We start from the raw sequence: 10,487 nt of genomic DNA, 5'->3' as shown, positions 1-10,487 counted from the left end.
TCCTTTCGCGTTCAATAACCCGCCGCAGCGGCAGAATTGCAAAATAATACTACAAAATTTCATTTTGCAATTCTGAAAGCAGCTTGGCGAAAAATCCCGAAGGGACTTTTTTGACAAGCTGGTATAAAATGACCCTCCCGGCGCACGATAGCGTCGGGAGGGATTTTTTATGTGGTTACAGACCGGAAAACCGTTCGGCCAGCAGATCGAAAACGACCCGGAGGCGTATTTCCTGCTCGGCACGCTCTCGCCGGAGGAGCGCAGGCTGCTTGACCCGAGCGATCTGCGCAACGCGGCGGCGCTGCGGGCGTTCGTAACACGCCTGCGGAAGCGCGAGAATTAAGGCCGAAGCTGCAGGGATGCAGTGCTGCCTTATGCTCGGCCGCTGCCGAAGAAGAACAGGCCCAGCATGCCGGGGCCGACATGCGCGCCCGTGAACGGCTCGTGCGGGCAGACGATCAGCTCCTTCGGCTCGGCGATGGCACGGATGCGCTCGGCCAGCGCCTGTGCGTCCTCGGGGCAGTCACCGTGCGTGATGGCAACGCGCTGCAGCTCCGGGTGGACGGCACGCGTCTCATAGCGCGCGGCCAGATTCGCAATGGCGCGGGCGCGGCCGCGCACCTTTTCGCAGGTGACGATGTGGCCCTCCTCATCGCCGCGGAGGATGGGCTTGAGGTTCAGCACCGTGCCGACCAGTGCGGCGGCTGCCTGCACACGGCCCGTGCGGTGCAGGAACATCAGGTCGCTGACCGTGAAAAATTCGCAGAGGTTCTGGACCTCCTGCTCCAGCACGGCAGTGGCTTCTGCGGCACTGCGGCCCTCGTCCCGCAGCTCAGCTGCGCGGCAGGCCAGCAGGCCGGTGCCGAAGCCCGCACCCATGGAGTCCACGGGGCAGACGGTCCGCTCCGGGAATTCGTCGCGCAGCTCCGCGGCCGCGATGCACGCGGCTTGATAAGTGCCGCTGATCCCGGCAGACAGGCCGACATACACAACATCCAGCCCCTGCTCCAGCGCGGGGCGGAAATGATCGAGGAAGACCTGCGTGTTGAGCAGGGAGGTTGTGACGCGCTTGCCCTGCCGCAGCAGTTCATAGTAGGTGTGGGCATCAAAGGCCTCGATGTCGCCGCCATAGATGATCTGCTTTCCGTCCACCGTATAGCTGCAGGGGAGCACCCGGATCCCAAAGTGCTGCAGCAGGCTGCCCGGCAGATTGGAGCAGCTGTCCGTAAATACCGCAAAAGACATAAAAGTCCCTCCGTTTCGGCTCTGCTGACGGCAGGGCCTTTTCTGTTAGACAGTATAACAGATTTTACAAAGAAAAGCAATCACCGCGGCGGGAAATTTACAAACCGTTTCCGAAATTCCGGGCTTGACAAACAGTCCTATCTATGCTATACTCCAAACAGATACAAAAGTATCGATATAAACATATCAAATAAAGCGGAAGGAAGTGGTCTTTTATGAAGGGTTACGCAATGCTTGGGATCGGAAAAACGGGTTGGATTGAAAAGGAACGCCCGCTGTGCGGACCGCTGGACGCCATTGTGCGCCCCATCGCCGTCTCGCCCTGCACTTCTGACGTCCATACCGTGTGGGAGGGCGCCATCGGCGACCGCCACAACATGATCCTCGGTCACGAGGCCGTGGGTGAGGTCGTTGAGGTCGGCGCGCTCGTGCGCGACTTCAAGTGCGGCGACCGCGTCATCATCCCTGCCATCACGCCCGACTGGGGTGCGCTCGAATCGCAGGCGGGCTATTCCATGCACTCCGGCGGCATGCTGGCGGGCTGGAAATTCTCGAACTTCAAGGACGGCGTCTTTGCTGAATTCTTCCACGTCAACGAGGCCGATGCCAACATGGCTCACCTGCCTGCGGATGTCGATCCGGTCGCAGCAGTCATGCTGGCGGACATGGTCCCGACGGGCTTCCACGGCGTGGAGCTGGCCGATGTGCAGTTCGGCGATGATGTCTGCGTCGTCGGCATCGGCCCGGTCGGCCTGATGTCCGTTGCGGGCGCGGCCCTGCACGGTGCGGCACAGCTGTTTGCAGTCGGCTCGCGTCCGGTCTGCGCGGAGGCGGCGCGGCGCTACGGCGCAACGGAGATCCTGAACTACCGCGAGGGCGACATCGTTGCGCAGGTCATGGAAAAGACGAACGGCCGCGGCGTGGACCGCGTGATCATCGCGGGCGGCGATGCCGAGTGCACGTTCGGCGAGGCCGTGAAGATGCTCAAGCCGGGTGGCCGCATCGGCAATGTCAACTATCTTGGCAGCGGCGAGAATGTCCTCATCCCGCGCGCGGAATGGGGCTGCGGCATGGGCCACAAGACCATCGCGGGCGGCCTGATGCCCGGCGGCCGCCTGCGCATGGAGAAGCTGGCCGCGCTGCTGCAGACCGGCCGCCTCGATACCCTGCCGCTCATCACGCATCGCTTCCACGGCTTTGAGCACATGGAGGAAGCCCTGCTGCTGATGAAGAACAAACCCCGCGACCTCATCAAGCCGGTCGTGATCCTCGATTGAGCGATTTGAAGGGCCTGAAAAAATGAATAGAAGCAGCACGAGGACCGCAAAGGGGAGTGACCGTTTCCGGCTCTCTTGCCAATGCCACAAGTGCTGCTTCCAAAGCCATGATAACATGCGTGGACGATCATGTCACCCCCCATATCGTCACGCATTTCGGGCCGGGCGCATCATACGCCCGGCCCACTTGCGTACCCGCTGCTCACGCAAACTATCGTTAAAATGCTGATGGCTTCCGATTTGTCATTGCGAGGGCGCTTTGCGCCCGTGGCAATCTCGGGAAGGCAGTGCCGTTTCGTACCGGCTGCCGTTAAAATGGCACGCGCCGCTACAGACGCAATTGGTTTGTACGTTTTATCGTTCTCTGTACGAACTGACAGTGCCTTCCCGAGATTGCCGCGTCGGCCTGCGCCTCCTCGCAATGACAAATCCGGGAGCTTCCGCATTCCATTCCAAATTTCTGTATACTACGTCCTCCGTGCGGTATACTAGCATAAAACACGCGGAGGGATGCACATGACAAACGAGGAATACGGCCGCTATGTGGACGCGCTGGCGCCCCGGTCAAAAACAGGAAAAAATCTGATGAACGCCTTCTGGGTCGGCGGGCTGATCTGTGCGATCGGGCAGGCGCTTCTGAACGGCTATCAGGCGCTCGGGCTGGACGAAACGACGGCGGGCGCGGCCGTGAGCATCTCGCTCGTGCTGCTCTCGGCCATCCTGACGGGCTTTGCGGTCTATGACGACATCGCAAAATTCGCCGGAGCGGGCACGCTCGTGCCCATCACGGGCTTCGCCAACGCCGTCGTGCCCCCGGCCATCGAGTTCCAGACGGAGGGCTTCGTACTGGGAACGGCGGCGAAGATGTTCACCATCGCCGGGCCGGTCATCGTCTATGGCCTGTCGGCAAGCGTGATCTACGGCGTGATCTATTGGGTTTGTTCCATGCTGTAATTTGCCTTGCCTGTCGGTCGGGATCGTGGTATGATAGAAAAAACGCTTGACAGGAGGGCCCGGCCGTGTCTGATGCCGTGATTTTCGCAGAGAACGACGATTTTGTGTCGATCGGCGATTTCGAGCGCAGTCTGAGCTGGGGCGCAGAGATCGAATTTGAATGGAAGGGCGTGCTGTATGGTGTGATCCGATATGGAACGGATCACAAGATCACGATCTACCAGTGCGGCCACCCCGAAACGGAAAAAGTGTGCGAAACGGCGGAAGAAGCACTGGAATACATGGCCGGCGAGGACCGTCTGCGCGATGTGATCACGCAGGTGCGCGTTGTGGAGCGCACGATCTGATCCGACAGACTATTTGCATTATCTTTTGCGGCGGACGGCAGCGTCCGCCGCATTTTTCTGGCGTTTCGCCTGTCCCTTACGCATATAGTGTTCTGAACGCACAGCGAAGGGGGTCAGGCACATGAGGGAGAACATTGAGCAGAGAGCCTGTGAGTTGGCTGTGTACATCATCGAGACCCACGCCACCGTCCGCGCCGCGGCGAGGCATTTCGGTGTCAGCAAATCGACGGTCCACAAGGACCTCTCCGAGCGGCTGCCGCACTGGAACCGCGCGCTCTATCTGCAGGTCAAGGCGGTGATGGAGCAGAACAAGGCGGAGCGCCACATCCGCGGCGGCATGGCCACGCGCCGAAAATATCGCGGGGACTGAGGCGCTTCCTTGCAAAGCGGGCATATTTATGGTATGATGATACAAAAAAGAATAAGCCGCAGCGCGGCTGCGGAGAAGGAGCGGCCCGGTGAAGATCTCTACAAAGGGGCGCTATGCGCTGAGAATGATGGTCGATCTGGCGGAGCACCAGAACGGCGAATATATTTCGCTCAAGGATATTGCCCTGCGGCAGGAGGTCTCCAAGAAATATTTGGAGCAGATCGTGCCGATCCTGAACAAATCCGGCTTTCTGAAGACAAATCGCGGCTATCAGGGCGGCTATATGCTGGCGAAGCCGCCCCGGCAGTACACCGTCGGCGACATCCTGCGCCTGACGGAGGGGGACCTTGCGCCCGTTCCGTGCGCGGCGCAGGACCCGGCCGACTGCCCCCGCAGCGAGGACTGCGCCACGCTGCCGGTCTGGCGCGGGCTGAACCGCGTCATCAACGAATACCTCGATGGTATCACGCTGCAGGACCTGCTCGACCAGCAGCGGGCGCACTATGCCAATGATTACATGATCTGAGGGAGCGCCGTGCGGCAGCTGCGCAGAAATTGAATATTTTTACAGGAAATTCCTTGACAAATGGAATCCTGCCTGTTAATATGGAACTATGATCCGACCGCGGAGGAAGAGAGACGGACGCGATGTTTGACGATCAGGAGACCCATTATCCCGTTCCGGGTGAAACGCCGTGGGAGCGGCTGCGCTATCTGGCCACCAGCACGGAGACGATCTACCCGGTCCCGCCCTATGTCTGCATGAAGTGCCGCCGCGTCATCGTCCCACGGAAATGGGCGCTCATTCTGCACGATCTGGCCGAATTTCTCGGCTATTTCTGGCTGTTTGGCATCTGGTTCTGGCCGTCCGTCGGGGTCGCCCCGGCGAAATCGATCGCGTTGCCGTCCATTGCGCTGTTCCTGCTGTGCATGCGCGGGGCAGCGCCACTGGCCTATGCCGCCATTCCGTGGGTGCTGGATATACCGGACGATCTGGACGCGCAGTTCTATGCCTGGGCGACGCAGAAGAGCGTGGCCTATCTGCGCTTTTTCCTGCGTATGCTTCCCGTGATCGCGATCTTTATTCTGCCATAATGCTGCCGCCGCGCCCCTCGCTGGACACGGCGATTTTTGCATTGGAGAGGGGCGGAAAAACCGGAAATGAAGAAGAATGATAAGAAATATACGATCGCGAATGCTGCCGGATTTATTTTTCCTGTAACGACAGTTTATATGGCGACATACGTTATTGATAGCTTTCAGGCAAAAGAGTACGATTTAGTGGTCTGCACGTTGTTCCTTGTCAGTTGCAGTGTTGCCTTAACAATTGTGACCGGAAAGTCTTATACCCTGACGGAACAGGGAATCCGGCATAAATTCTGGGGGATATGTTACCGCGTTACGCCGTGGAGCGATGTGAAAGATGTCATGAATGTTTATGTGCAGACAGGAGCGCGCGGCGATCCGCCCTCGTTGGTATTTACGACCATGCGCGGGAACATATACCGCCCGGATGAAAGCGGATATATCCCCAAAGCGCAGAGGAAAATCTTCTATACAGAATGGTTATGCGGAAGAATATTCTCGATCGGTTATCCGGAAAAGCACGCGGAGCGGTTTTTGGGGTTTGTGGAGAAATATTATGGCCCGCTGGACTACGATTTTATTGCCGACTATAAGAAAGCCCACCCCAAGCCGAAGGAATGGTGGAAGAAATGAGAAACCAAAGGAGAGAGAAAGATGAAATTCTGGAAAAGAATTTTACGCTCTCTGCTTCGCGCTCTGCTATTCGGCGGGATCGGTTTTCTGCTGTTTACCGCGCGCGGGTATTATCTGGATTATCAGGAGTTTCGCGAGTACACGAACTATAAGTTTGCTTCGGTGGCGGATTTCTTCTATCAGCTCAATGCGGAGTACTGGCTCGATTTCCAGTTCGTTGATCAGAATGTTTCCGAAGTCACGCTGGGGGACCGGCAGGTGCGGACAATGGAAGTCGATGTTGAACTGCTCGGCCATAAGTACATTCAGGCTGTGGAAGAAAAGTCACTTTTCGGAACATATTATCGATTCTTCGATATTAACCATGACATGGCCTATGCCAATTTTGAGGCAGATATGGAGCTTAACGTTCATTATACGCAGCTTCAGGGGCTGAAGCTCAAAGACGGCTTCGCCATTCAGCTGATCTCCTCAGATCGTTATCAGGACAACTACGGCCCTCCGTCGCAGACCATAGAGGGCGGCAGTACATATTTTTCCAACTTCTCCGAGGACGGAAACGAGCTAGTGCAGCTGTTCTGGGTAGAAGGGGACGAGCTGCCGGAAGGATACCGCCTGTTCTGCAGAAGGGAATCCCTCACGATCGGCTATGATATGCTTGTCGGGCTTTATCATGACAACGAAAAGCGGAAGTGATTGCAAAATCTCACACCGAAGAAGTGGTGGTAGCAAGGGGGAAGCTGTGGAGTACATTCTTGACATCAGCGCGCAGGGGCAGGCGGCAGAGCGCTGTTCCGGGCCTGCGTATCAGCTGTTCCTTGATTATGCATTTACACAGGCAGATTTCTTCATGCTTGCCTTTGTGAATTATTACGGGAAAGGCCTCCCGGCCCGCGCCAGACAGGCCAGGGCGCAGCTCGCGCCGTTTCGGGTCAGAAGCCGCACGAATCCATCGTGGCCGGGAACGCCGGAGACTTGCTGCCCAAATACGACTTACAAAATCAACGTTTACCGCTGCTGCGATGCGGCAAAGCAGGTCCTGCAGGCGGCGGACAGGTTGAGCGACTGGTCCAGACCGAAGAATGCGGAGGATCTGGCCTTTTTCAAGGGAGGCCAATGCTGGTTTTACTCGGTCGGGCACGAACGGATCGCGGCCTTTCTGCACGCGACGGAGGAAGACCTGCGGTTTGTGCGCGAAAATGGCTTGGCGGAGCATCCCTCTCTACAGCCGTATTCCGCATATTATGATGCCTACGATGAAGCGCTTTTAACGGCCGCCAATTAGCCCTACCCACATAAAAACAGTTCCCGCAGCAGGGTTTTGCCCCTGCTGCGGGAATTCCTATGTCTGGCTTATTTCACGATATTCTGCGCATAGCGGGAGAGGATGGCGGCGACCTGCGCGCGGGTGGCGCTGCCCTGCGGGTCAAGGTAGATCGTGGAGCCTTCCTTCGTGCCCTTGACGAGCTCCGCGGCGACGGCCCAGGAGAGGGCGTCGTGCGCATAGGCGCTGGTCTTCTCTGCGTCCGGAAAGGCCGTGAGATCGGCGCGCGCGGCCGTGTCGACGCCCTTGAGCGATGCATAGCGGAAGAGAATGGCGGCGATCTGCTCACGGGTCACATTGCCCTCCGGGTCGAACTTGTTGCCGCCGATGCCGTTGACAACGCCGGACTCTGCGGCCCATGCGACTGCGTCGGCATAGTAGGCGTTGGCGTCCACATCGGTGAAGGTCGTCGCGGTCTTCGGGGCCGTCTCGCCGTTAAGACGCCACAGGACTGTGACGAGCATGCCGCGGGTCATGGGCTCCTCCGGAGCGAACAGGTCCTTCTCCACGCCGTTGAAGAGACCGTTCTGATTTGCAAAGCGGACATCGTCATAGAACCAGTCGGACTCCGTGACATCGCGGAACGGGTTGACCCACGGCTCCTCGGCCTTCGTGCCGTGCACGACGGTGATCGTGGCGATATTGGAGGCGAGGCGCTTGCCCTGCGCGGACTGGTCTGCATACTGCTGCTCGCTGATACCGTAGCAGAAGCGGAGGCTGCCGGTGTTCTTCGCGGCGGCGGCGACTTCCTCCAGCGTGCCGGAGCCGGAGGCCCACGTCAGCGCGAGGATCGCGGGGACCTCGGTCTTGCCGTCTTCGGTGATGTAGTAGCGATAGGTCTCGTTGCCGGCATAGGTCAGCTCGGAGCTGAAGCCGTCGGCCGCGGCGGCCTTCAGGGTGTCGAGATCGGAGAACGTGACCCCGGCGTCGGTCAGCAGGTCGTTCACGGTGACATATTCCGTCGCGGCAACAAGCTGGGCGTTGGTACCCTTCCAGAACTGATAACCGGCGACGCCTTCCGTGGCCAGCGTGGCCAGCTCGGAGGGCTTGTAGGACTTGACTTCCCTTGCCTCGCCGCCCTCGTCCTGCTCATAGACGGTCAGAACGACGCGCTCGGGATGGGTGACGGTCAGCGTAACAACATTGGAGGCGAGGCGCTTGCCCTGCGCGGACTGATCGGCGTACTGCTGCTCGGTGATGCCGTAGGCAAAGCGGAGGCTGCCGGAGATATAGGCGGTCTTCGCAATGTCCTCGGGCGTGCCGGAGCCGGTGCTCCACGAGAGCAGGATGGCAGCGGGGACCTCAGTCGCGCCGTCTTCGTTGACATAATACTTATAGACGCCGCTGTCCTCATAGGTGAGCGTCGAGGTGAAGTCCGTAGGATCGGCCGCCGTGACGGCATCGCCCGCGCCGAACTCGACCCCGGCGTCTGCCAGCAGGCTGCCGACGGTCGCATAGAGGTTCGAGGCGATGACCTTTTCACTGCCGTTCTTCCAGTGCTGGTAGCCGACGACCTCGGTCTGAGCCAGCGCCTTCAGCTCGGAGAGGGTGTAGGTCTTTGCTGCAACGGCGGATTCGCCCTCGTAGCGCTCATAGACGGTCAGAACGACCGGCTCGGTGGGCTTTTCGCTGCTGAAGCGGAATTCCGGCGTCGCACCGGCGTAGATCAGGTCGACGACATAGCCGTCCTCGGTCTCACCGGAGCCGCCGCTCACGCCGTCATCCGTCAGCCAGACCTTATAGATCGGGTCGTGGTTTTCGTCCTGATTGTCGGTGTAGACCAGGTTGTGGGCAGGCGTTTCCGTCGCGGGGTCAGTGGTCGCTGCAAAGGCCGGGATCAGCATGCCGGTCAGCATGGAGAGGCACAGCAGCAGAACTGCCGCACGCCGCGCGGCCTGATGGAAGAATCTCATGTTATCTCGCTCCTTTTCCTGAAAACGTTATCTTTTCGTGAGAATAACCGTATTCATTCTAGCACGCGAAGCTCAAAATGTCTAATACTTTGTTTGAAAAACTAAAAAAATTTGTCGATTTGAATAGAGAAGAAAAATCGCGCCCGGGGGAACGCAATTTGACGAGATATCCTATTGCAGCAGCGGTCGGTGACCGCCTTGTTAGGGTAATTCAACCGCGCAAGAGCACTGATGCACCGCAGCACCACCCTGATGTGTCATTGCGAGGAGCGAAGCGACGTGACAGTCTTGCAGGACCCGGTCCGATAACAGGGCAGCCTCGGCGAATCCGTAGGCTGTTGCGTGAGATTGCCACGTCGGCCTACGGCCTCCTCGCAATGACAAATCTGGGAGCATTGCACGGTCGGCGATGGTGCACGGAAATTTGCGGGTCCGCATGGCGCTCACGCATATCAATGCCTCTGCGGGAGCGGGCGGAAGTCCGGCTTGCGCGGCATGAGGCCGGGTGCGCTGCGGTCGGGGCGCGGCGGCACCGGGAACAGCTCGGGGTATTCCTCGCTGTAGTATTTCCGGTTGTTTTCGACCAGCTCGTCGAGCGGAACAGGGCGGTAAAAGTTGATGTCTACGCCCGCGTTCAGAACGCGCGGCAGGGTCTTCAGAATTTCATAGGCATGGTTGCGCTGATTGTGGATGTGGCCGTGGATCATATAGCCGCCCTTTTCGTGGAGGATCGGGTAATGGCACAGGAGGATGTGCGTGCCGCCGTCGTCGATCTCCAGAAAGTCTGTCACGCTGTCGCAGTAGTCCAGCAGACGCTCGGCGTGGTTCAGGCCGGTGTCGTGGTTGCCGCGGATGAGATGCAGGCGGCCATTCAGGCGGGAGAGATACTGCGTCGGGGCCTCGCCGCCGTTGTAGGAGAAGTCGCCGACGATGTATACGCTGTCGTCTGCGCCGACGCGGGCGTTCCAGTTGGCAATGAGGGCCTCGTCCATCTCCGGCACGCCGGAAAACGGCCGCGCGGTGTCGTGCAGGATGGGGAAATAGCCGAGATGCAGGTCAGCGGTGTAGAAGATCATGGAGATCGCTCCTTTCGGCGGATGCTATTACAACCATAACAGGAGCGTCCGGAAAATGCAAGCGGAAAATTACCGGACGGGATTCATGGTCCGCACCGGCCAATGTTGGGGAACGGCATGCCGCTCCCGGCGCAACGCTTGCGATTCGTATCGGGTATCGATAAAATGGTGCGCACCGATTGCGTCAGGGAGGACAGGATATTATAGAGAAAGAGAAAGGGCAGACCATAGAAATAGATGTTCAGATAGGTGGCTGCGATCT

At 58.8% G+C, this 10,487-nt stretch carries 13 protein-coding genes; 10 read left to right on the top strand and 3 right to left on the bottom strand.

Annotated features, from left to right (window positions below):
• The first annotated feature begins 169 nt into the window (after window positions 1-169).
• Window positions 170-343, top strand: coding sequence for a hypothetical protein (locus WMO66_RS02285; protein ID WP_349134791.1), 174 nt, complete (start codon window positions 170-172; stop codon window positions 341-343).
• A 29-nt stretch (window positions 344-372) separates the two neighbouring features.
• On the opposite strand, the gene WMO66_RS02280 is transcribed toward WMO66_RS02285, so the two are convergent.
• Window positions 373-1,245 (bottom strand): DegV family protein, encoded by an 873-nt coding sequence (locus WMO66_RS02280; RefSeq protein WP_349134790.1) that lies wholly within the window; start codon window positions 1,243-1,245, stop codon window positions 373-375.
• 215 nt (window positions 1,246-1,460) lie between these two features.
• Between WMO66_RS02280 and WMO66_RS02275 the strand changes: the two genes are divergently transcribed.
• The 9 genes from WMO66_RS02275 (at window position 1,461) to WMO66_RS02235 (ending at window position 7,197) form a co-directional block, all read left to right on the top strand.
• Window positions 1,461-2,522 carry an NAD(P)-dependent alcohol dehydrogenase gene (locus tag WMO66_RS02275; RefSeq protein WP_349134789.1) on the top strand — a complete coding sequence of 354 codons (1,062 nt, stop codon included), beginning with the start codon at window positions 1,461-1,463 and terminating at the stop codon, window positions 2,520-2,522.
• A gap of 510 nt (window positions 2,523-3,032) precedes the next feature.
• On the top strand, window positions 3,033-3,476 hold the full coding sequence (gene spoVAC, locus WMO66_RS02270; RefSeq protein WP_349134788.1) for a stage V sporulation protein AC: 444 nt from the start codon (window positions 3,033-3,035) through the stop codon (window positions 3,474-3,476).
• A gap of 65 nt (window positions 3,477-3,541) precedes the next feature.
• Window positions 3,542-3,823: a hypothetical protein gene (locus tag WMO66_RS02265; protein WP_349134787.1), complete on the top strand. Its 282-nt coding sequence runs from the start codon at window positions 3,542-3,544 to the stop codon at window positions 3,821-3,823.
• A gap of 121 nt (window positions 3,824-3,944) precedes the next feature.
• Window positions 3,945-4,193 (top strand): sporulation transcriptional regulator SpoIIID, encoded by a 249-nt coding sequence (spoIIID, locus tag WMO66_RS02260; protein ID WP_349134786.1) that lies wholly within the window; start codon window positions 3,945-3,947, stop codon window positions 4,191-4,193.
• Between the two features lie 88 nt (window positions 4,194-4,281).
• Entirely contained in the window at window positions 4,282-4,719 is a 438-nt protein-coding gene (locus WMO66_RS02255; protein ID WP_349134785.1) for an RrF2 family transcriptional regulator, read from the top strand.
• Window positions 4,720-4,841: 122 nt separating this feature from the next.
• Window positions 4,842-5,288 (top strand): hypothetical protein, encoded by a 447-nt coding sequence (locus WMO66_RS02250; RefSeq protein ID WP_349134784.1) that lies wholly within the window; start codon window positions 4,842-4,844, stop codon window positions 5,286-5,288.
• Window positions 5,289-5,354: 66 nt separating this feature from the next.
• Window positions 5,355-5,912, top strand: coding sequence for a hypothetical protein (locus tag WMO66_RS02245; RefSeq protein ID WP_349134783.1), 558 nt, complete (start codon window positions 5,355-5,357; stop codon window positions 5,910-5,912).
• Between the two features lie 21 nt (window positions 5,913-5,933).
• On the top strand, window positions 5,934-6,608 hold the full coding sequence (locus WMO66_RS02240) for a hypothetical protein (RefSeq protein ID WP_349134782.1): 675 nt from the start codon (window positions 5,934-5,936) through the stop codon (window positions 6,606-6,608).
• A gap of 46 nt (window positions 6,609-6,654) precedes the next feature.
• The gene (locus WMO66_RS02235; protein WP_349134781.1) at window positions 6,655-7,197 is read left to right on the top strand and encodes a hypothetical protein; all 543 of its coding nucleotides are present in this window, start codon (window positions 6,655-6,657) and stop codon (window positions 7,195-7,197) included.
• 68 nt (window positions 7,198-7,265) lie between these two features.
• Here WMO66_RS02235 and WMO66_RS02230 read toward each other — a convergent pair whose 3' ends face one another.
• Window positions 7,266-9,149: an S-layer homology domain-containing protein gene (locus tag WMO66_RS02230; RefSeq protein WP_349134780.1), complete on the bottom strand. Its 1,884-nt coding sequence runs from the start codon at window positions 9,147-9,149 to the stop codon at window positions 7,266-7,268.
• A gap of 452 nt (window positions 9,150-9,601) precedes the next feature.
• On the bottom strand, window positions 9,602-10,225 hold the full coding sequence (locus WMO66_RS02225) for a hypothetical protein (RefSeq protein ID WP_349134779.1): 624 nt from the start codon (window positions 10,223-10,225) through the stop codon (window positions 9,602-9,604).
• Window positions 10,226-10,487 lie beyond the last annotated feature (262 nt).

The sequence above is a fragment of the Faecousia intestinalis genome (assembly GCF_040096185.1).
Classification (GTDB): Bacteria; Bacillota; Clostridia; order Oscillospirales; family Oscillospiraceae; genus JAZOXB01.
This window is presented reverse-complemented; position numbering and strand designations above follow the sequence as displayed.